General features: G+C 70.4%; 22 protein-coding genes. 12 read left to right on the forward strand and 10 right to left on the reverse strand.

The genetic code is table 11. From position 1 onward, the window contains the following. The first annotated feature begins 4 nt into the window (after nt 1–4). The 11 genes from urtB to ABZY89_RS04930 are packed head-to-tail and all read left to right on the forward strand — an operon-like array spanning nt 5 to nt 8,953. Entirely contained in the window at nt 5–889 is an 885-nt protein-coding gene (gene urtB / locus ABZY89_RS04880; RefSeq protein WP_355225087.1) for an urea ABC transporter permease subunit UrtB, read from the forward strand. After that, entirely contained in the window at nt 886–1,989 is a 1,104-nt protein-coding gene (gene urtC, locus ABZY89_RS04885; protein WP_355225089.1) for an urea ABC transporter permease subunit UrtC, read from the forward strand. Before urtB ends, urtC begins: the two co-directional genes overlap by 4 nt. Next, nucleotides 1,986–2,762 carry an urea ABC transporter ATP-binding protein UrtD gene (urtD, locus tag ABZY89_RS04890; protein ID WP_355225091.1) on the forward strand — a complete coding sequence of 259 codons (777 nt, stop codon included), beginning with the start codon at nt 1,986–1,988 and terminating at the stop codon, nt 2,760–2,762. The genes urtC and urtD overlap by 4 nt, the downstream gene beginning before the upstream one ends. Then, nucleotides 2,762–3,439 (forward strand): ATP-binding cassette domain-containing protein, encoded by a 678-nt coding sequence (locus tag ABZY89_RS04895; protein ID WP_141805280.1) that lies wholly within the window; start codon nt 2,762–2,764, stop codon nt 3,437–3,439. Before urtD ends, ABZY89_RS04895 begins: the two co-directional genes overlap by 1 nt. A 25-nt stretch (nt 3,440–3,464) precedes the next feature. Continuing rightward, nucleotides 3,465–3,767, forward strand: coding sequence for an urease subunit gamma (locus ABZY89_RS04900; protein ID WP_008357715.1), 303 nt, complete (start codon nt 3,465–3,467; stop codon nt 3,765–3,767). Nucleotides 3,768–3,774: 7 nt separating this feature from the next. Beyond that, the gene (gene ureB, locus ABZY89_RS04905; protein WP_355225093.1) at nt 3,775–4,095 is read left to right on the forward strand and encodes an urease subunit beta; all 321 of its coding nucleotides are present in this window, start codon (nt 3,775–3,777) and stop codon (nt 4,093–4,095) included. After that, nucleotides 4,095–5,789 carry an urease subunit alpha gene (locus tag ABZY89_RS04910; RefSeq protein WP_355225095.1) on the forward strand — a complete coding sequence of 565 codons (1,695 nt, stop codon included), beginning with the start codon at nt 4,095–4,097 and terminating at the stop codon, nt 5,787–5,789. Before ureB ends, ABZY89_RS04910 begins: the two co-directional genes overlap by 1 nt. A 5-nt stretch (nt 5,790–5,794) precedes the next feature. Beyond that, nucleotides 5,795–6,457: an urease accessory UreF family protein gene (locus tag ABZY89_RS04915; protein WP_355225097.1), complete on the forward strand. Its 663-nt coding sequence runs from the start codon at nt 5,795–5,797 to the stop codon at nt 6,455–6,457. Beyond that, nucleotides 6,450–7,187 (forward strand): urease accessory protein UreG, encoded by a 738-nt coding sequence (ureG, locus tag ABZY89_RS04920; protein ID WP_355225099.1) that lies wholly within the window; start codon nt 6,450–6,452, stop codon nt 7,185–7,187. Before ABZY89_RS04915 ends, ureG begins: the two co-directional genes overlap by 8 nt. Beyond that, nucleotides 7,162–7,914 (forward strand): urease accessory protein UreD, encoded by a 753-nt coding sequence (locus tag ABZY89_RS04925; RefSeq protein ID WP_355225101.1) that lies wholly within the window; start codon nt 7,162–7,164, stop codon nt 7,912–7,914. Before ureG ends, ABZY89_RS04925 begins: the two co-directional genes overlap by 26 nt. A 13-nt stretch (nt 7,915–7,927) precedes the next feature. Next, the gene (locus ABZY89_RS04930) at nt 7,928–8,953 is read left to right on the forward strand and encodes an Atu2307/SP_0267 family LLM class monooxygenase (RefSeq protein ID WP_355225103.1); all 1,026 of its coding nucleotides are present in this window, start codon (nt 7,928–7,930) and stop codon (nt 8,951–8,953) included. Here ABZY89_RS04930 and ABZY89_RS04935 read toward each other — a convergent pair. From ABZY89_RS04935 to ABZY89_RS04965, 7 genes are all read right to left on the reverse strand, one after another. After that, nucleotides 8,934–10,139, reverse strand: a complete 1,206-nt coding sequence (locus ABZY89_RS04935; protein ID WP_355225105.1) for an amidohydrolase — start codon at nt 10,137–10,139, stop codon at nt 8,934–8,936. The two genes, ABZY89_RS04930 and ABZY89_RS04935, sit on opposite strands and share 20 nt — an antisense overlap. Further along, nucleotides 10,136–11,359, reverse strand: coding sequence for an amidohydrolase family protein (locus ABZY89_RS04940; protein WP_355225107.1), 1,224 nt, complete (start codon nt 11,357–11,359; stop codon nt 10,136–10,138). Before ABZY89_RS04940 ends, ABZY89_RS04935 begins: the two co-directional genes overlap by 4 nt. Before the next feature lie 20 nt (nt 11,360–11,379). Beyond that, nucleotides 11,380–12,513, reverse strand: coding sequence for a hypothetical protein (locus ABZY89_RS04945; RefSeq protein ID WP_355225109.1), 1,134 nt, complete (start codon nt 12,511–12,513; stop codon nt 11,380–11,382). A 22-nt stretch (nt 12,514–12,535) separates the two neighbouring features. Beyond that, nucleotides 12,536–13,390, reverse strand: coding sequence for an ABC transporter permease (locus ABZY89_RS04950; RefSeq protein WP_355225111.1), 855 nt, complete (start codon nt 13,388–13,390; stop codon nt 12,536–12,538). Beyond that, the gene (locus ABZY89_RS04955) at nt 13,387–14,160 is read right to left on the reverse strand and encodes an ABC transporter ATP-binding protein (protein ID WP_355225113.1); all 774 of its coding nucleotides are present in this window, start codon (nt 14,158–14,160) and stop codon (nt 13,387–13,389) included. Before ABZY89_RS04955 ends, ABZY89_RS04950 begins: the two co-directional genes overlap by 4 nt. 89 nt (nt 14,161–14,249) lie before the next feature. Continuing rightward, nucleotides 14,250–14,930 (reverse strand): GntR family transcriptional regulator, encoded by a 681-nt coding sequence (locus ABZY89_RS04960; protein WP_355225115.1) that lies wholly within the window; start codon nt 14,928–14,930, stop codon nt 14,250–14,252. Beyond that, entirely contained in the window at nt 14,930–16,399 is a 1,470-nt protein-coding gene (locus ABZY89_RS04965; RefSeq protein WP_355225374.1) for an NCS2 family permease, read from the reverse strand. The genes ABZY89_RS04960 and ABZY89_RS04965 overlap by 1 nt, the downstream gene beginning before the upstream one ends. Nucleotides 16,400–16,418: 19 nt before the next feature. Here ABZY89_RS04965 and ABZY89_RS04970 point away from each other — a divergent pair, with 19 nt between their 5' ends. Continuing rightward, nucleotides 16,419–17,651 (forward strand): damage-control phosphatase ARMT1 family protein, encoded by a 1,233-nt coding sequence (locus tag ABZY89_RS04970; RefSeq protein WP_355225117.1) that lies wholly within the window; start codon nt 16,419–16,421, stop codon nt 17,649–17,651. 180 nt (nt 17,652–17,831) lie between these two features. Here the strand turns inward: ABZY89_RS04970 and ABZY89_RS04975 are convergent, their stop codons facing one another. Genes ABZY89_RS04975 through ABZY89_RS04985 form a run of 3 tightly spaced genes read right to left on the reverse strand, consistent with a single transcriptional unit; the run spans nt 17,832 to nt 20,939 of the window. Further along, entirely contained in the window at nt 17,832–18,233 is a 402-nt protein-coding gene (locus ABZY89_RS04975) for a type II toxin-antitoxin system VapC family toxin (protein ID WP_355225119.1), read from the reverse strand. Continuing rightward, nucleotides 18,230–18,478, reverse strand: coding sequence for a hypothetical protein (locus tag ABZY89_RS04980; protein ID WP_331907837.1), 249 nt, complete (start codon nt 18,476–18,478; stop codon nt 18,230–18,232). Before ABZY89_RS04980 ends, ABZY89_RS04975 begins: the two co-directional genes overlap by 4 nt. Before the next feature lie 43 nt (nt 18,479–18,521). Further along, a complete protein-coding gene (locus ABZY89_RS04985) occupies nt 18,522–20,939 on the reverse strand; it encodes a GH92 family glycosyl hydrolase (protein ID WP_355225121.1) in 2,418 nt (805 codons plus the stop codon).

A 20,939-nucleotide genomic window follows, 5' to 3' on the forward strand; every position in this document is an offset into this window, starting at 1 on the left:
CCCGTTGGACGCGCTGCTCGCCCAGGTCTTCACCGGCATCTCCGCCGGTGCGGTCCTGCTCCTCATCGCCCTCGGGCTCACCCTGACCTTCGGTCAGATGGGCGTGATCAACATGGCCCACGGCGAGTTCATCATGGCCGGCGCGTACACCGCCTATGTCGTCTCGACCATCGTCGCCAGCACCGAGCTGAGTCTGCTGATCGCGCTCCCCGTGGGGTTCGTGATCGGTGGGCTGCTCGGGCTGGCGCTCGAGGCGAGCGTGCTGCGGTGGATGTACGCCCGTCCGCTGGATACGCTGCTGGTCACCTACGGCGTCGGTCTCGTCCTGCAGCAGGTCGCGCGCGACATCTTCGGGGCGCCGGCCAAGGAGGTGCCCGCGCCGGGCTGGCTGGACGGGTCGATCCCGATCCTGGGCTACGACTTCCCGCTGACCAGGCTCTTCATCATCGTCCTGGCCGCAGCGTGCGTGGCCGCCCTTTTGGCGGTGCTCCGGTTCACCGCCCTCGGGCGGCAGATCCGGGCGACCGTCGGCAACCGCGACCTCGCCGAGACCATCGGCATCTCGACCCGCCGTACCGACCGGGCCACCTTCTTCATCGGGTCCGGTCTGGCCGGTGTCGCCGGCGTGGCGCTCACGCTGCTCGGGTCGACCGGCCCCAACCTCGGCACGTCCTACATCGTCCAGGCGTTCCTCGTGGTCGTGGTCGGCGGCATCGGGCACCTCAAGGGCACGATCGTCGCGGCTCTCGGGATCGGCCTGCTGCAGGCGTTCCTCGCCCACGCCCTGACCGGCTCGGTCGCCCAGGTGATCGTCTTCCTGGCGATCGTCGCGTTCCTGCAGCTGCGCCCGCAGGGCATCCTCTCGGTCCGGACCAGGAGCCTGGCATGAAGACCTCAAGAATCAAGCACAGCTATCCGTACGTCGGCTGGCTGCTGCTCGCGGTCGCCCTGCTCGTCCTCGCCCCGGCCGTCCTGTCCGACTTCCGCCTCGGCCTGCTGGCGAAGTACTGCTGCTACGCCATCGCGGCGGTCGGCATCGGCCTGGCCTGGGGTCGTGGCGGGATGCTGGTGCTCGGCCAGGGGCTCTACTTCGGCATCGGTGCCTACGCGATGGCGATGCACCTCAAGCTCGCCGACGCCGGCCCGGGCGGGGTGCCGGACTTCATGGCGCTCTACGGTGACGCCACGGTGCCGGGCTGGTGGGAGCCGCTGCGCAGCGGCGGGCTGGCGCTGGTCGTCATCCTCGTCCTCCCGGCACTGGTGGCGGGCCTGCTGGGGCTCGCGGTCTTCAAGCGGCGGATCAAGGGGGCGTACTTCGCCATCCTGAGCCAAGCGCTCGCCGCCGCCTTCGCGATCCTGCTCGTCGGCCAGGTGAAGACCACCGGCGGCGCCAACGGCCTCAACAACTTCCAGGGCTTCTTCGGGTACGCCCTGTTCGACCCGGCCAACAAGCGGATGCTCTACTTCATCGCCGCCGGGATCCTGCTGGTCTCGATCCTGGTGATGGCCTGGCTCTACAGCACCCGGTTCGGTGAGCTGCTGGTCGCCGTCCGCGACGGCGAGGAGCGGGTGCGGTTCCTGGGCACCGACCCGGCCAACGTCAAGCTGGCGGCGTACGTCATCGCGGCCGTCCTCGCCTCGATCGGCGGTGCGCTCTTCGTGCCGATCGCCGGGATCGTCTCGCCCGACGACGTCGGCGTCGTCGCCTCCATCGGGCTGCTCGCCGGGGTCGCACTGGGCGGGCGGGCCTCGCTGCTCGGCCCGGCCGTCGGTGCGCTCCTGATCGGCTATGCCGAGACCTCGCTCTCCGAGGCATTCCCTGGGTCGTGGTCCTACTTCCAGGGTGCGCTGTTCGTGCTGGTCATCCTGCTGTTGCCGGGCGGGCTGGCTCAGCTGCTGGGGCTGGTGAAAGGCCTGTTCTCGCGGCGTTCGGAGCCCGAGAGGTCCGAGGAACCCGAGTCGCGAGTGGCTGAGGAGGTCACGGTATGAGCACGGAGACGCTGGAGGTCAGCGACCTGCGGGTCGAGTTCGACGGGTTCGTGGCGATCGACGGGGTGTCCCTGACTCTGGAGCCGGGCCGGCTGCACTTCCTGATCGGTCCCAACGGCGCCGGGAAGACGACCCTCGTGGACGCCCTGACCGGGCTGGCGAGCGGAAGTGGTGAGGCGCGCTATCGCACACGCGATCTGCTTTCGCTGGCATCGCACCGGATCACCCGCCTCGGGGTGGGGCGTACGTTCCAGACCGCCACGGTCTTCGAGGAGCTCAGTGTGCTGCAGAACCTCGACATCGCCGCAGGCGTGCACCGGGCGCGGTGGCGGCTGATGCTGCCGCGGCGGGGGACACCCGAGCAGGTCGCAGAGGTGCTGGAGACCGTGGGGCTCACAGAGCTGGCGGACCGGCCGGCGGGTGTGCTCTCGCACGGGCAGAAGCAGTGGCTGGAGATCGGCATGCTGCTGGTGCAGGACTCCTCGGTGATGCTGCTCGACGAGCCCGTCGCCGGGATGTCGGCCGAGGAGCGGGAGGCGACCGGGGAGCTTTTGCGCCGGATCAGCCCGGAGCGGACCGTCGTGGTCATCGAGCACGACATGGACTTCGTCCGCCGGTTCGCCGACGTCGTCACCGTCCTGCATGCCGGGAAGGTGATCGCGGAGGGTACGGCTGCCGAGATCCGGGCAGACGCCGAGGTGCAACGGGTCTACCTGGGCGACACCGTCGCCGGGGTGACCGAGACGAGCACGGGAACAGGGGAGGACGCCTGATGCTGAGGATCGAGTCGGTCACCGGCGGCTACGGCCGCACCACGGTGCTCCACGAGGTCAGCCTCGAGGTCCCGACCGGCGCCGCGGTGGCGCTGATGGGACACAACGGCGCCGGCAAGACGACCCTGCTCAAGGCGGCGGTCGGGCTGGTCCGGGCCAAGAGCGGCCGGGTGCTGCTCGACGGCGAGGACGTCACCGCGCTGCGCCCGAGCGCACGCGTCAAGCGGGGCCTGGGCTACGTCCCGCAGGGTCAGCAGAGCTTCGGCGACATGACCGCGCTGGAGAACCTCCAGCTCGTCGGCGACCGAGCGGGGATCAGCGAGATGCTCGACCTGTTCCCCGCGCTGAAGGACCTGCTCGGCAGGCGGGCCGGGCTGCTCTCCGGCGGCCAGCGCCAGCAGCTCTCGATCGCGCGTACGCTGCTCACCAGGCCGCGGCTGCTCATCCTCGACGAGCCGACCGAGGGCATCCAGCCCAACGTCGTCGCCGAGATCGAGCGGGTGATCGCCGAGCTCACCGGTCGCGGCGACCTCACCGTGCTGCTGGTCGAGCAGCATGTCGGGTTCGCGCTGCGTACGGCCTCTGCCTACTACATCCTCGAGTCCGGCCGGATCACCGCGCGCGGTGACGGCGGCTCCGAGGCGCACGATCACGTCCGATCCCAGCTGGCCGTCTAGGCCGGCCGTCCAGAGAGTTGGCGAGATGCATCTGACCCCGTCCGACACCGAGAAGCTGCTGCTGTCCGTGGCCGGGATGGTCGCTCGCGACCGGCTCGCCCGTGGGGTGCTCCTCAACTACCCCGAGTCGGTGGCGCTCCTCTCCACCTGGGTGATCGAGCGTGCGCGTGAGGGCGCCTTGGTCTCCGACCTGATGACGCAGGGGCGTGCCGTGCTGACCCGCGAGCAGGTCATGCCCGACGTGGTCGACATGCTCGTCGAGGTGCAGGTCGAGGCGACCTTCCCCGACGGCCGCAAGCTCGTCACCATCCACCAACCGATCGCCTGAAGCGGAGATGTCCATGCAGTCCAGCGGTCCCGGAGCCGTACGCGTCGCCGACGGCACCATCCGGCTCAACACCGACCGGAGCGAGTCGGAGCGGCGTACGTTGGTCGTCCTCAACACCGGCGACCGGCCGGTCCAGATCGGCTCCCACATCCACCTCGCCGAGGTGAACTCCGCTCTCGACTTCGACCGCGAGGCGGCCGAGGGGTTCCGGCTCGACATCCCCGCCGGCACCTCGCGCCGGTTCGAGCCGGGCGCGTCGCGTGAGGTCGCGATCGTGGCGTTCAAGGGTGCCCGGGTCGTTCCCGGCATCCAGGTCAAGGAGGCGTGATGGTGGAGATCAGCAGGACCGAGTACGCCGCGCTCTACGGTCCCACGACCGGCGACCAGGTGCGCCTGGGCGACACCGACCTGTGGATCGAGGTCGAGGACGACCTGACCGCGGGTGGCGAGGAGTCGGTCTTCGGCGGCGGCAAGTCGATCCGCGAGTCGATGAACCAGTCGACGGTGCCGCGGTCCGAGGGTGCGCTCGACACGGTGATCACCAACGCCCTCGTGCTCGACCACTGGGGCATCGTCCGTGCCGACGTCGGCATCCGCGGCGGAAGGATCGTCGCCCTGGGTCGCTCCGGCAACCCCGACATCGCCGACGGCGTCCACCCCGACCTGGTCATCGGACCGGGCACGGACGTGGTCAGCGGCGAGGGGAAGATCCTCACCGCCGGGGCGATCGACGTCCACGTGCACCTGCTGTCCCGGTCCCAGATCGTCGAGGCGATCTCCACCGGGATCACCACGGTCGGCGGCGGCGGCACCGGACCCTCGGAAGGCTCCAAGGCCACCACGGTCACCCCCGGACCGTGGCACCTGGAGACCATCCACCGCGCGCTCGACGACATGCCGGTCAACCTGGTGCTGATGGGCAAGGGCAACACCGTCTCCGCGGCCGGGCTGGCCGAGCAGGCGCTGGCCGGCGCAGCCGCCTACAAGGTGCACGAGGACTGGGGCTCGACCCCGGCAGCGATCGACGCAGCTCTCAAGGCCGCCGACGAGCACGGCCTGCAGGTCGCGCTGCACTCGGACTCGCTCAACGAGGCGGGCTACCTGGAGTCGACGGTCGCAGCGATCGCCGGCCGTTCCATCCACGCCTTCCACGCCGAAGGTGCCGGGGGAGGGCATGCGCCCGACATCCTCTCGGTCGCCTCGCTGCCCCACATCATCCCCGGCTCCACCAACCCGACCCTGCCGCACACCGTCAACACCGTCGCCGAGCACCTCGACATGCTGATGGTCTGCCACCACCTCAACCCGCGGGTGCCCGAGGACCTGGCCTTCGCCGAGTCCCGGATCCGGGCGACCACGATCGCCGCCGAGGACGTACTGCACGACCTCGGCGCGCTCTCGATCACCTCCTCCGACGCGCAGGCGATGGGTCGCATCGGCGAGGTCGTCTGCCGCACCTGGCAGGTCGCCCACGCGATGAAGGCCCGGCTCGGCTCGCTGGGCGGGAAGGCGGACAACATCAGAGCCAAGAGGTACGTCGCGAAGTACACGATCAACCCCGCCATCGCGCACGGGATCGCCGCCGAGGTCGGCTCCGTGGAGCCCGGCAAGATGGCCGATCTGGTCCTGTGGGACCCGCGGTTCTTCGGCATCCGGCCCGAGGTCGTCATGAAGTCCGGCGCCCTGATCTGGGGCGCCCTCGGCGACCCGAACGCCTCCATCCCGACCCCGCAGCCGGTGCTCATGCGGCCGACGCTGGTGGGGCCGGGTGCGGACCATGCGGTCTCCTTCGTCGCGCCGTCCGCGCTGGAGGCCGGGCTGGCCGATCGCCTCGGCCTGCGCCGCCGTCTCGTCGGGACCGCGCCCACCCGGGAGATCGGGAAGGCTCAGATGATCAACAACGACGCGACCCCCGAGATCCGGGTCGAGCCCGAGACCTTCCGCATCCACGTCGACGGCGAGCTGATCGAGCCCGCTCCTGCCACCGAGCTGCCGCTGACGCAGCTCTACTCGATGTTCTGAGCCCGATGTCAGACGACCTGCTCATGATGCTGCTGGCCGACGCCCGCCTCCCGGTCGCCGGCCACACCCAGTCAGGCCAGCTGGAGGCGGCCGTACGCTCCGGGCTCACCGCCGGGCAGGTGCCGGTCTTCATGCGGTCGCGGCTGGCCAGCGTCGTGAGGGTCGAGGCGGGCACGGCGGTGGTCGCGCTGCACCGGCTGCGCGCCGGTCTGCCGCTGGAACCGGTCCTGGACGCCTGGGCGGCCCGCACCCCCGCGGCTCCCATGCGGGACACCTCGCGCACCCTCGGTCGCGCGCTGTTGCGGCTGGTCAGGCGCCTGTTCCCGGACTCGCCGCACCTCGCGGCGGTGGCCGGTCTCGAGCGGCCCTGCCGCCCGATCGTCCTGGCCGCGGCGGCCGCCACCGGTGGCATCGCGCCAGCTTCGCTGGGCCGGTTGGTGGCGTACGACGACCTGCAGACGGTCGCCTCGGCATCCCTCAAGCTGCTGCCCCTCGACCCGCTCGATGCCACCTCGTGGGTGCACGACCTGCTCCCCGAGGCCGAGCGGCTCGCCACCGAGGTCGCCCCGCTCACCGATCCCCAACACATCCCGGCGCCCAGCGCGCCCCAGCTCGACCTGTGGGCCCAGACCCACGCCCATACGACCAGGAGGTTGTTCAGTGCCTGAAAACACGACGAAGAACGGCAGGGGACTGCGCATCGGGGTGTGCGGTCCGGTCGGGACCGGCAAGAGCTCGCTCATCGCGCTGCTGTGCCGTGAGCTCTCCGCCGATCTGGAGATCGGCGTCGTCACTAACGACATCTACACCGACGAGGACGCCCGCTTCCTCCGCTCCGCCGGCGTGCTCGACCCGGCCCGCATCCGGGCCGTCGAGACCGGCGCCTGCCCGCACACCGCGATCCGCGACGACGTCACCGCCAACCTGATCGCCGTCGAGGAGCTCGAGGAGGAGTTCGCGCCGCTCGACGTGGTCCTGGTCGAGTCCGGCGGCGACAACCTCACCGCCACCTTCTCCCCGGCGCTGGTCGACACCCAGATCTTCCTCATCGACGTCGCCGGCGGTGGCGACGTCGCCCGCAAGGGAGGCCCGGGCATCGAGCGCGCCGACCTGCTCGTGGTCAACAAGACCGACCTGGCGCCGTACGTCGGTGTCGACCCGGTCGCGATGGTCTCCGACGCGGGGTCGGTCCGCGAGGGCCGTCCGGTCATCGCGCTCTCGCGCACCGATCCGGCCTCGGTCGAGGCGCTGGTGGAGTGGGTGAGGTCCGAGCTGGCCCGGCACCGCGGTGGCGCCCTGGTCCCGGCTGACCCCGGGCCGATGGCGCCCCATTTCCACGCGGACGGCACCAGCCATGTCCACGAGGCTGAGCATGTCCATGGCCACCAGCACGCCTGAGCTGGCCAGCGGGTCCCTGACCCGGGTGCGGGTCGGGGCGGTCGACGGCGGCCGGGTGCGCGTCGAGACCGACGTCACCGGACCCTCGACCGCGCCGGCCCTGCGGCCGATGCTGCTCTCCAGCGACGCCCGCTCGGCGCGGATCTCGCTGGTCCCCGACGGCGCGATGCTCCTGGCCGGCGACGACGTCACGGTCGAGGTCGAGGTGGGGGAGGGCGCCAGCCTGACCCTGGTCGAGCCGGCCGGGACGGTCGCCTACGACATGGACGGCGGCCACGCGTCCTGGACGGTCGCGATCACCCTCGCCGCGAACGCCAGCCTGGTCTGGGCCGGCGAGCCCTTCGTGGTCTCCGCCGGCGCCGACGTCACCCGCGACACCCGGGTCACCCTCGCTCCCACGGCAAGGCTCGCCCTCCGCGAGACCCTCGTCCTCGGCCGTCACGGCGAGCGCCCCGGGCGGGTGGCCACCACCTGGTCGGCCCATCAGGACGACGGGCGCCCGCTTCTGGTCGAATCCCTCGACCTGGACGCGAGCTCCCTGATCCCCGGGCTCCTGGGCCCACACCGCGTGCTCGCGTCGGTCACAGCGCTCGGGCGAGACGTACCGACCGACGCCTGCCCGGACGGCAGGCTCGACCTCGAGTGCGGCGGCACACTGTGGCGCCACCTGACCGGCGAAACCCACGAGGTCCCGGCAGAGCCCTGGGAATGCGCCACGACTGGTTGAGGTTTCAACAGGCGTGACTGACATCGAGTTCGGCCTGGACACCTTCGGCGGGGTCACCCGCGACGCCGAGGGCAAGCCGCAGCACCACGCGCAGGTGATCCGGAACATCGTCGAGGAGGGCGTGCTCGCCGATCAGGTCGGGCTGGACTTCTTCGGCGTGGGGGAGCATCACCGCCGCGACTTCGCCGTCTCCAGCCCGGAGATGGTGCTCGCCGCGGTCGCCTCCCGCACCGAGCGACTGCGGCTCGGCTCCGCGGTGACGGTGCTCAGCTCCGACGACCCGGTGCGGGTCTTCGAGCGGTTCGCCACCCTCGACGCGGTCTCCCGGGGCCGCGCGGAGATCGTCGCCGGGCGTGGGTCGTTCACCGAGTCGTTCCCGCTGTTCGGCTTCGACCTCGCCGACTACGAGGAGCTCTTCGAGGAGCGGCTCGAGCTGCTCGCCGCCCTGCTCAAGGAGGAGAAGGTCACCTGGGAGGGCCGCACCCGCGCGGCGCTCACCGACCAGGAGGTCTTCCCGCGCACCGAGAACGGTCTGACCGCGTGGGTCGGCGTCGGCGGGAGCCCGGAGTCGGTCGTACGCACAGCCCGCCACGGCTTCGGCCTCTTCCTGGCCATCATCGGTGGTCCGGCCGACCGGTTCGCGCCCTACATCGACCTCTTCGAGCGCGCCCAGGACGAGTTCGGGGTGCCGCGCCAGCGCGTCGCCGTCCACTCGCCCGGGTTCGTCGCGGCGACCGACGAGCAGGCCCGCGAGACGGTCTACGGGGGCTGGCTGGCGATGCGTACCCAGATCGGCCGTGAGCGCGGCTGGCCGCCGCCCTCGCCCGGCGACTTCGAGCGCGAGATCGAAGGCGGGTCCCTCTACGTCGGCTCGCCGGAGACCGTCGCCCGGAAGCTGGCCGGCACCATCAAGGTGCTCGGCGTCGACCGGTTCGACCTGAAGTACGACCAGGGTCAGGTGCGCCACGAGGACCTGATGGGCTCGATCGAGCTCTACGGCACCCAGGTCGTGCCGCTCGTCAAGGACATGCTGGGCTGACCTCGACGGTCTCGACGCGCGTCGCCACCACCTCGCCGGCATGCAGAACGGTCCGCGAGGTGGGGCTGGCGGCGATGGCCGCGGCGGGGGTCGGAACGTCGAGGACCAGCAGGTCCGCCGGAGCCCCGACGACGATGCCGTACGCCTCCAGCCCGAGCGCGCGTGCGGCCGCGTCGGTGACGAGGTCGAGCGCGACGGCGAGGGTCTCGTCGGTGCGGAACCCCGACTGATAGGCGACCTGGCGCGCGATCGCGAGCATGTCGCCGTCGCCGTAGGGCCACCAGGCGTCACGGATGTTGTCCGAGCCGGACCAGACGGTGGCGCCCTCCTCACGCAGCGCCAGCACCGGCGGCATCGGCCCGGCCGGCCCGTTGGTCAGCACCGAGACACCAGCCTCGGCGAAGAGCCCGCCGACGCGGCGCGCCTCCTCGATCGGGATCGAGCCGAGGCCGTACGCGTGGCTCACGTTCACCTTTCCACCCAGTCCCTCGGCGCGGGTGCGGGCGGCGATCAGCTCGTACTGGCGTACGGCGCTCGCGCCCAGGTCGTGGAGGTGGATGTCCACGCCGGCGCCGTGCCGGGCGGCGAGACCGAAGACGACGTCGAGGTGGGCCTCGGCGTCGCCGTCGAAGCCGTCCGGGTCGAGCCCGCCGACGAGGTCCGCGCCCGCGGCCAGCGCCTCGTCGAGGAGCTTCTCGGTGCCGGGCGAGGTGGTGATCCCACTCTGCGGGAAGGCGACGATCTCGATGCGCAGCCGGTCACGGAGCGCCTCGCGCACCTCCAGGACCGCCTCCAGCCCGGCGAGGCCGACCTCGGGGTCGATGTCCACATGTGTACGCACCGTCCCGGTGCCGAACGAGATCATCTGCTCCGCGAGCGCGCGAGCGCGCTCCAGCACGGGCACGCCGACCTCGCCGCGCAGGGTGTGCTCGGCCGCGACCCGCTCGCGGACGGTCGTGCCGGGGCGGTGCGGCTGCCACCCGGAGCCGACCAGGGTCTTGTCCAGATGGGCGTGACCGTTGATGAGGGCGGGCAGAAGGAGCGCGCCGCCGAGGTCCAGGTCTGCGCCGGCCGCCGCCGATGAGGAGGCGGGCGAGAGCCCCGAGATCCTCCCGTCGGCCACCGAGACATCGACTCGGGAGCCGTCCGCCAGGGTGGCGTTGCGAAGTGTCCTGCTGCCGGTCATGAGGTGACCTCCATGGTCTGCGTACGAATGCTTCGTTGCTCGTGCACGAGCGCTCCCGACCGGATCGAGGCCAGGACCGAGGGCACCTGCAGTGCGACGAGACGGGGGTCCTCGGTGTCCAGGACCACCAGATCGGCGACGTCGCCGACGGTCGTGCCGTGCGGGGCCCGTCCGAGGATCCCGGCCGGATGGTCGGTGATCGAGGCGACGAGCAGGTCCAGCATCTCAGGGCCGACCAGCTGCCGGGTCAGCCCGGCGGTCCACGCGGCCTGGAGCAGGTTGCCGTTGCCGTAGGGGGAGAAGGCGTTGTGCAGGTTGTTGTTCGAGACCGCTACCCGCACCCCGGCGGCGTGGGCACGCTCCAGCGGAGCCAGGCTGCGGCTGCCGGGCTCACCGGCCCCGCCGAGATAGAGATCGGTCGCCGGCATGACGACCAGCGAGATCCCGGCCTCCGCCATCAGCGCGTACGCCACCTCCTGCTCGTCCACGGGCATCGCCGCCAGCTTGGTGACGTGCCCGATGGTGACCTGGCCCTGCATGCCGAGGGCGCGGGTGCGCTCGGCGACGGCCGCGACCATCGACCCGCACGGGTCGTCGTCGAAGTCGAGGTGCAGGTCGACGGGGAGCCCGAACCGGTCGGCCAGGCCGAAGACGGTGTCGAGGTGGGCCTCCTGGTCGTCGTCGACGTAGGGACATCCGCCGACGACACCGCCGCCGTGCCGCAGCGCGGCGCTCATCAGCGCGACCACCTCGCGGGTGAGCCCGTTCTGCGGGAAGACCGAGAGCTGCAGGTCGATCCGCGCGGCGTTCTGCTCGCGCAGCGCGATGTGCAGGTCGAGCATGTCGAGCCGGATGTCGGCGTCGACCTCGACGTGCGCCCGCGCGGCCACGACCCCGTGGCGCACCAGCGACTCCACGCCCCGCCGGGCGCCGACCTCGACGATCCCCGCGGGCTGCGTACGCCGCACCTCCTGCATCAGCGCGATCGCCGGGCCCACGCCCGGGCCGGTGGGCTCGAGCCCGCCGGCGCCGAGCAGATGGGCCTTGTCGAGGTGGACGTGGGCGTCGACGAAGGCGGGCATCACGACCGCGCCGGCGGCGTCCACCACGGTCTCCGGCCCGATGGGGGACGGGTCGGAGACCGTACTGATGATTCCGGCGTCGATCCCGAGATCGACCAGGCCGGCGGACGTACGGGCCCCGAGGATGCGAGCGATCACAGTGCTTGCTCGATGTGGGGTCAACGCTTGATCTCGGGGTCGATGTAGTCGTTGGTGACCAGCTCGTCGCCGGTGATCTCCGGGACGTCCTTGCCGCCGTCCTTGAGCACCGCGGTCATCGTCTCGATCACGCTGTCGACGCGCGCGACGTCGAAGCTGCCGTACGCGCCGTCCGGGCCGTTCGCGACGAGCCCCGCCTCTACCTGGACCTTCACCGAGTTCTCGTTGCCGCCCGGGGTGATCGGGGGACCGTCCTTGATGGCGTCGGCGATCTCGATCAGGGTGTCGTTGACCGGCTTCGGGTCTTTCAGGTAGTCGATCTCCGACTGCTGCAGCAGCGGCACCAGCTCCTTCAGGCACGGGCTCAGCGCCTCCTCGTCGTCCGCCCGGACCGCGTACGCCTGCTGGTAGACCTGGTAGCCGGCGTCGTCGAGCATCAGGTGGGCCGTCGGCTTCGCCCACTCGGCGACGTCGTGCTCCCAGCGGTAGGGCTCGTTGCTGACGTAGCCCTGCTGGAACAGCGCGCCGTCGTCGGCGACGAACCGGCTCGGGCTGCCGTCGAAGGAGCCGTCGAGCTGCTGAGTGTCGACGAGGCCCTCATGCACCAGGTAGTCGACCCAGCTGACGCCCTGGGCGTGCAGGACCGGCGCACCGGTGGCTTTCACGTCGTCCCAGGTCTTCACCTCGGGGAACTTGGCCGGGTCGAACATCACCATGAACGGCGACTTCTGCATCATCGTGAACACGCCACGGGTGGGGAACTTCTCGTAGTCGCGGATCGCGATGTCGGTGGCGACCACGCCGAGGTCGATGGTGTCATCGGTGTACATCTGCGCGGTCACCGGCTGGCCGCCGATGAAGGGCCCGCCGAGCCGGATCTCGGCGGTGACGCCGGTGTCGCCGATCTCGCCGACGTAGGCGCCCTTGTCGACGTCGATCTCGCCGTCGGGGCCGATCAGGTTGTAGGCGGGGGAGCGTTCGGGGGTGGCGTACCAGTCGGTCTGGATGACCACGGTCGACGGGCAGGCGGCGGCGAGCGATCCCTTCGGGGCGTCGGGGTCGCCGATCGCCTCCTCGCTGGTACCGCATCCGGTGAGCGCGAGCGCGGCGAGGGCGGTGGTTGCGGTGATCCGGGTCCAACGGGCGTACGTCATGGGGTTCTCTCCAGTGTGGGGGTCAGCGGCGAGGTGAACGGTGGGCCTCGACGGCGCGCAGGATGGCGCCGAAGAGCAGGAAGAGGGCGATCCCGACCAGCGAGGAGGCGGCCAGGGCGGCCATCATCAGATCGGTGTCGAGGCTCTGCCGGTAGGTGTCGATCAGCCGGCCGATGCCGGGCTGTCCCTGCCGGAAGAAGAAGTCGGCGATGATCGAGCCGACCACGGCCATCCCGGCCGAGATCCGGAAGCCGGCGAGCGCGGCCGGGAGCGCGGCGGGCAGCTGCAGGTGGAGGAGCCGCTGCCACCGCGAGGCGCGGAAGAGCGAGAACTGGTCGTGCAGGTTGTCGTCGACCGAGGCGATGCCGAACATCGTGTTGGTGATGATCGGGAACAGCGAGTGCAGCACGCACACGATCAGCCGGGAGGTGAACTCGTAGCCGAACCAGAAGCCGAGCAGCGGCACCATCGCCAGGATCGGGATGGTCTGCAGGATCACCGCGTACGGGTAGAACGACGCCTCCGCCCAGCGGGCCTGGCTCATCACGATCGCGAAGAAGACGCCGATCGCCATCGCCAGCAGCAGACCGACCAGGGCAACCTTCGTGGTCGACCACAGCGCGGTGAAGATCTCGGTGCGGCCGGCCTGCTCCAGGAAGCCCGCCTCGAGCACCTCCCAGGGAGAGGGCAGCAGGAACTGGCGGGTGGGGGAGAGGAGCTGCGTGCTGACCAGCGTCCACACCCCGAGGACGACCACCAGGGTGAGGACGGGGGCGACCCAGCGTACGGTCCGGCTGCCGTGGCCCGGGTCGAAGCGGAGGAACGGGACCGTCGTCAGCGCGCGGGTCTCCGGCTTGGTCTCGACCAGCGTGGTCATGCCGCCTCCTCGGTGCTGCCGTGGGCGCCGGCGAGCGCGTCGGAGACCTGGCGGCACAGCTCGGCGTACTCGCTGCTGAAGCGCAGCCCCTCGGGACGCGGCCGGGGCAGGTCGATGCGCAGGTCGGCGACGATCCGTCCCGGCTGGGAGGAGAAGACCAGCACCCGGTCGGAGAGGAAGACCGCCTCGGGGACCGAGTGGGTCACGAAGATCCCGGTGAACGGGTCGGTCGCCATCAGGGTGTCGAGCTGGCTGTTGAGGTCCTGGCGGGTGATCTCGTCGAGTGCGCCGAACGGCTCGTCGAAGAGGAAGAGCTCCGGCAGCTGGACCAGCGAGCGAGCGATCGAGACCCGCATCCGCATCCCGCCCGAGAGCTGCGCGGGCCGATGGTCCGCGTACGCAGCCAGCCCGACGACCTCGAGCGCCGCGCGTGCCCGCTCCTCGGCCTCCGCTTTCTTGGTCCCGGCCAGCCGCAGCGGGAGGACCACGTTGCCCAGTGCCGTACGCCACGGCAGCAGCGTCGCGTCCTGGAAGACGTAGCCGACCTCGCCGTCGCCACGCTCGACGCTGCCGCTGGTGGGCAGGTCGAGGCCGGCGACCATGCGGAGCATCGTCGACTTGCCGCAGCCCGAGGGCCCGACGAAGGAGACGAACTCACCGGCGCGGATCTCGAAGCTCGCCTCGGCGAGCGCGGTGGTGCCGTTGGGGAACGACCTGGTGACGCTGTTGCCGGCCACCAGCACGGGCGGCTCCGTATACCGTTCGATCATTCTTGTATACAAACAGCGCGCCGTTTCGTCCCCGTTTCAGACGACGGCCGGTCTGGTTACGCCGGGTTCAAGCTGGGTTCAAGCCGGGGTCAGGGTCGCTGGCGCTCGGCGCGAGCCACCAGCAGGTCGACGAGCAGGTCGGCGTCGCGGGTGACGTCGGCGCGCATCGAGGACTCCGCCCGCTCCTGGTCGCCGGCCAGGACAGCCTCGGCGATCTCCTGGTGATGCTTCCAGGACTGGCCCGAGCGCTCCTCGAGCTGCATCTCGAAGACCCAGCGCACCTGCATCCGGAGCGACCGGGTCATCTTGGCGAGCTCGTCGTTGCCCGAGGCGATCCCGACGGCATCGTGGAACCGGGCGATCAGCTCCGGCAGCGCGGCATAGTCGCCGGTGGCGGTCGCCCGGGTGCCGAGCTCGAGCACCTCGGTGAGCTCCTCGCCCTGGTCGCCGCCGCGGCGCCGCGCCGCGAGCCCGGCCGCGAGGACCTCGAGGTTCTCCCGGATGACCATGAGCTGCCGGGTCCGCTGTGCCGAGGGGAACGCCACCGTCGCGCCGCGTCGCGGGATGGTGTCGACGAACCCCTCCTGGGCCAGCACGTGCAGCGCCTCCCGCGCAGGGACGCGGGAGACGCCGTACTCCGTGGCGAGCGCCTGCTCACGCAGCCGGTCGCCGGGAGCCAGCTCGCCGGCCATGATCTTGCGACGGATGTCGCGCGCGACCACCTCGCGCAGCGGCTGCCGGGTGGCCGAATCCGGCGCCACGTCGTCCATCAACCGATCCAGCTCGAGATCGGGTGGATCGCGAAGTAGACCGCGAACATGGCCGCGACCAGCCACATCAGCGGGTGCACCTTCCTGGCGTTGCCGCGGACGACCTGGATGAGTACGTAGGCCAGGAAGCCGGCGCCGATGCCGACCGAGATCGAGTACGTGAACGGCATCAGCGCGATCGTCAGGAACGCCGGGATGGCGATGTCCGGGTCGGCCCAGTTGATGTCCTTGACCTGCTGCATCATCAGGAAGCCGACCAGCACCAGGGCAGGCACCGCCGCCTCCGACGGGATCACCGTGACCAGCGGAGCCAGGAAGGTGGTGAGCAGGAAGAGCACGCCGGTGACGACCGCGGCCAGACCGGTGCGCGCGCCCTCGCCGACACCGGAGGCCGACTCGACGTAGGACGTGTTGGAGGAGACACCGCCGGCGCCACCCGCGGCGGCGGCCAGCGAGTCGACGACCAGGATCGAGCGCGTACGCGGCGGGGTGCCGTCCTTCCGCAGCAGCCCGGCCTCGGAGCCGATCGCGGTCATCGTGCCCATCGTGTCGAAGAAGTCGGCGAGCATGAGCGTGAAGACCAGCAGCACCGCGGTCACGATGCCGACGCTCTCGAAGGAGCCGAGCAGGTTGAACTCGCCGAGCGTGGCGAACGACGGCCAGTCGACGATCTTGTCCGGCAGGGCCGGAACGTTCAGCGACCACCCGGTCGGGTTCTCGGCGCTGCTCCTGCCGATCCCGGCGATCGCCTCGACGATGATCGCCAGCACCGTGGTCACCGCGATCGAGATCAGGATCGCGCCGCGCACCTTGCGCACCCACAGGGTGATCACCAGGGCGAGGCCGATGACGAAGACCAGCACCGGCCAGCCCGCGAGCTGCCCGGTCGGGCCGAGCTGCACCGGCACGGTGGTGTTCGCGACGTCGGGGATGCGGCGTACGAACCCGGCGTCGACGAAGGCGATCAGCGCGATGAACAGGCCGATCCCGACCGAGATCGCGGTCTTGAGCTCGCGCGGGACGGCGTGGAAGACGGCCTCCCGGAACCCGGTCAGGACCAGCACGAGGATCACCAGACCCTCGATCACCACCAGCCCCATCGCGTCGGCCCAGGTCATCTGGCCGGCGATCGAGAAGGCCACGAAGGCGTTGAGTCCGAGCCCGGTCGCCAGGGCGAGCGGGTAGTTGGCGACGACGCCCATCAGGATCGTCATCACGCCCGCGACCAGCGCGGTCCCGGCCGCGATCGCGGCGAGGTTGTCGCCGCTGGTGCCGCCGAGGAGGTCGCCGTTCACATCCTCTGCGAACCCGAGGATCAGCGGGTTCAGCGCGACGATGTAGGCCATCGTGAAGAACGTGACCACGCCACCGCGGACCTCGCGCCCGACCGTTGAGCCGCGGGCGCTGATCTGGAAGAACCGGTCAAGAGCGTTGGTGCGTGATGGCGTCGAGGTGCTCACGCCCCGCATCTTCGCAGATACTGAGTGCATGGCCGACCATCGGATCCGCGACAGTCCTGATGAGGTACGCGACGTTCTCGCCCAGCGGGCCAAGGAGAGTACGACCGCTGAGGAGATCGACTCCGAGGAGCCCGGATCCTTCGCCTATGGCGTGCTGACCCGCCGACACCCGGAGTTGATCGCGAAGGTGAGGTCGGGCATCCCGTATCCACCATCGGTCCAACGCAACCTCGACCGGCTTGATGAGGCGATCCAGGGCGTCGTACCACCCTTCACCGAGCCCTCCGCGGACCGAGCCGAGTGGGAGTCATGGGCAGCTCCGTACGTGGGTCGCCCCTGGCTCGAGGTTCCGTTCCTGTGGGCGGAGTCGTACTTCTATCGGCTTCTGTTGCAGGCCACCGACTACTTCCGTGATGTTCCTTGGGCTGGGGTAGACCCGTTCAAACCACAGAAGGACGCCGAGCTCGGCTCGGCCGACCTCGTTCGTGACCTGGACCAGCTTGCGAGCGTCCTCTCCGCTCCAGAGGATGACGGGCTGCACAGTGCTCTGCTCGCGTCGTTGTGGGGCAACCGAGCCGACCTCGGATTCCGCCTCTCCAAGCCGCATGCTGCCGATGCCGATCAGGTCGATGACCTCATCGCCGATGACTCGAACCAGGTCTGGGCTCATCTTGGTGAGCGTGAGCCGGCAAGGGTGGACCTGATCGCCGACAACGCCGGCCGCGAACTCGTCTCTGACCTCCTTCTCATCGACCGCCTTCTGAGCACGGGCCGGGCAGGGCGCGTGGTCATGCACCTGAAGCCCCGGCCCTACTTCGTATCCGATGCCACCGGCCATGACCTCTTCACGATCCTTGCTCACCTCAGCAGGCACACCGGGGCAACCGCCGACATGGCGGCCCGGCTCGGGGCAGCGATCACCGTCGGACGGATCGAGGTCCGGACACATGCCTTCTGGTGCAGTCCGTTGACCTTCCACGACTTCCCCGGCGACCTCGCCGATGAGATCAGGGAGTCCATGCTCGTGATCATCAAGGGAGACCTCAACTATCGACGCCTCGTCGGCGACCGGCACTGGGCGCCCACCTCGAGCTTCTCCGACCTCGTCCAGTATTTCCCGGCGCCGCTGGTGGCGCTGCGGACACTGAAGTCCGACCTGGCCGTCGGTATCCCGGACGATCGCCTCGCGCTCCTGGAAGCGCACGAACCTGGCTGGCGCACCGACGGGACCCACGCGGTGATCCAGGCACGTCTCTCGTGAACCGCCGAAGCATGTGCTTGCGCTCCACTTATCGAGGCCAGAACTCAGCGTCGTCGGACGACCGATGATCAGCTGACTGTCATCACGACCGAGTCGTCGAAAGCCTGCCACGAGTGCCCTCCAACGGCAGCCCATGGCCCATCACGGCGTGGTGAGTCGGCGACCGCAAACTGGGGCCTGTCAGTTGATCGTTCTCACGGGGCAGCGCGCGACACCGGCTTTCGCGATGCGTACGTCGGCGGTGACGAGGGTGAGGTCATGTGACTCGGCGACTGCGACGTAGCTGGCGTCGTAGGTCGACAGGTTGCTGCGCAGTTCCCACATTCGGGTGAGGCACGGGCCGGTCGGTGCGGTGATCACAGTGATCGCCTGGAGCCAATGCAACGCCTGTTCGGCGTCCAGGTCGGTGAGCTTGCCGCCCAGAAGGAGTCCGCGAAAGACACTGAGCACCTCGGTGCGCCAGATCTCCGGGACGACCCATTCGGGGTCGTCGGCGAGGATCTTGGTCGCCGCGTTCACCCGGGAGTCGGTGTCGGGGTCTGCGAAGAGAAGAGTGACTGCGGAAGCGTCGGGGACGATCACGCGGCGCCCTGGGAGCGCTCGCCTCGAGCCGTGTCGCGTGCGGCGAGCACGTCCTCGGTGGTGAACTTGGAATCGCCCCTGCTGGCGATCACGCGGTCGATCAGGGCTTGGTTGTTGGCGAACGACGCCTCCCGGAGGACGACGTCCCGAAGGTAGGAGTTCAGCGACTGCCCACGGTCCTTCGCGCGCTGGGCGAGGACGTCGCGTACGTCATCGGGGATGTCGCGGATCTGCAGATAGGCCATGCACTCATTATGAGTGCATTATGAACTCGCATCAAGTGCACGGTCAGTTGGTGTGGTGGATCGGCAGGTCCGCGTCCGCTGTGCCCCAGTCCCGGTTCGGCTCGGCGCCGACGTCGATCCGGACGGTGCCGCCGCGGTTCATCACCGGCTCGGGAAGCCATGACCGGGTGTGCGGCGTGCCGTCGAGAGTGACCGACTGGACGTAGATGTTCTCGGCGCCGGCGCCGGGGGACTCGATGGTGATGTCGACGCCGTTGCCGCGGTGGATGACCACCCGCTCGAAGACCGGGCTGGAGAGCAGCATCTCGGCGCGGGCGGGGTCCTGCGGGTAGATGCCCATCGCGGAGAAGACGTACCACGCCGACATGGTGCCGAGGTCGTCGTTGCCGGGCAGACCCCGAGGGCCGGTGCCGTAGGCGAGATCGGCCATCGCCCGCACGGTCTCCTGGGTCTTCCAGGGTGCGCCGAGCGCGTTGTACATCCACGGGACGTGGATGCCGGGCTCGTTGGTCGGGTCGTAGCGCAGCGCGTCGCCGCCGGTGTACTGCCAGGAGCCGTCGGCCTTGTGGAAGAACGCGTCCAGCCGCTGGATCGCCCGCTCCCGGCCGCCGACGGCCTCGGCCAGCCGGGCGACATCGTGCGGAACCATCCAGGTGTACGTCGCGCTGCTGCCCTGCGCGAAGCCGGTCTGGGTCGACGGGGTGAAGCCGGAGACCCAGCTCCCGTCGGCGTTGCGGGCCTGCTGGTAGCCGTCCGTGGCGGTGGCCGCGGGGTTGAAGGTGTGCTGCCACCAGCCGGCCCGCTCCATCAGCGAGTCGGTCTGCGCCCGGTCGGCGTCGAGGCGGCGGCCCCAGTCGGCGAGGGAGTAGTCGGCGACGGCGTCCTCGAGCGTCTCCGCGGCGCCGCCCCAGCAGCGGCAGGTGTCCTGGGGCGCGTACCCCTTGGCGAGATACTCGGCCAGGTTCGGCCGCTGGCCGATGCACTGCCCGGGGCAGCCGTAGCTGGACAGCCCGTCGGGGTGCGGCACCGTGGCCTGCCGGACCAGCGAGTCGTAGGCGCCTCGAGCGTCGAAGTTGCGTACGCCGAGCGAGTAGAAGCCGGCCAGCGTGGGCGCGCTGGGGTCGCCGGTCATCACGTGGGTCCAGCCGCTGAGGTGGACCCAGCGGTCCCAGACGCCGCCGTGCTGGCGCGAGTAGGCGTGCAGAGAGCGGGCGAAGTCGCCGGCCACCCGCGGTTCCAGGAGCGCGAGCAGCTGGGTATGGGCCCGGTACTGGTCCCAGCCGGAGAAGTTGCCGTACTGCGCCTGCTGGCCGCGCTCGATCCGGTGGACCTCCTGGTCGCTGCCCCAGTAGGTGCCGGCCACGTCGGAGATCACGTTGGGCTGCAGGTAGGAGTGGTAGAGGCCGGTGTAGAACGCGGTCTGCTCCTCATCGGTGCCGCCGGAGACCTCGATCGAGGAGAGCGCCTTGCGCCACTCCGCCCTCGCATCAGAGGCGACGGAGGAGACGGTGTCGCGCCGGCCGATCTCGGCCGCCAGGTTGGCCTCGGCCGCCGACTGGCTGGTGTAGGAGATCCCGATCCGCATCCGCACGCTCTGGTCGTTGCTCGGGTCGAAGGAGACGTAGCCGCCGGAACCCTGGCCCTGGCGGGCCGCGCCGGTCTCGTAGCCCTCGCCCCCGCGCGCCTCCGTGCTGCCCGCCTGGAGCTCGCCGTTGACCCAGGTGCCGTGGCCGGAGAAGCCGCGGTCGAACTGCGCGGTGAAGTAGAGCCGGTAGTAGGAGCGCTTGTTGCTCCCGCCGCCGTTGCCACGCCGGCCGCAGAAGGCGCCGGTGAGCACCGAGCCGCTGACGGTCCGCTTCGCCTCGTCGATCCGGGTCACCGCGGTCTCGCTGCCGTTGAGCGAGTTGGAGGTGCGGAAGAGCAGGTTGGCCGGCTTGTCGGCCGGGAAGGTCAGGTCGCTGACCGATGCCCGCGTGGTCACCGCGGTGTCGACCTCGGCGCCGTTGGCCAGGCCCAGCAGGCAGCGCCCCGGCTCGGCCAGCTCGTCGGCGTGGCTGAAGTTCGAGGCGTACGTCGCATCGGTCACGTCCGCGGTGGGCGAGCCGGTCATCTCGCCGGTGTGCGGGAAGATCGGCACGTCCCCGGCAGCGCCGGGGTGGCAGCCCGCGCCGTTGACATGGGTCAGTGAGAAGCCGCGCAGCCGCGTGGTGTCGTAGGAGTAGCCGTTCGACGCGGCGGTGTTGGTCTGGTCGCCCGCCGTGGAGGTCGGGCTGAAGGAGAGCATCCCGAAGGGGCGTACGGCTCCGGGGTAGGTGTTGCCGCCGTTCGACGACCCGATCAGCGGGTCGACGAGCGCCACCGGATCACCGGCGGGCGGCGCAGCGGCCCGGGCCGCCGAGAACGGAGTGAAAGCGCCGCCCAGCAGCGCGAGGGACAAGGCACACGTCGCGAGAACCCGCAT

Source organism: Nocardioides sp. NPDC006303 (genome assembly GCF_040613175.1).
GTDB lineage: Bacteria > Actinomycetota > Actinomycetes > Propionibacteriales > Nocardioidaceae > Nocardioides.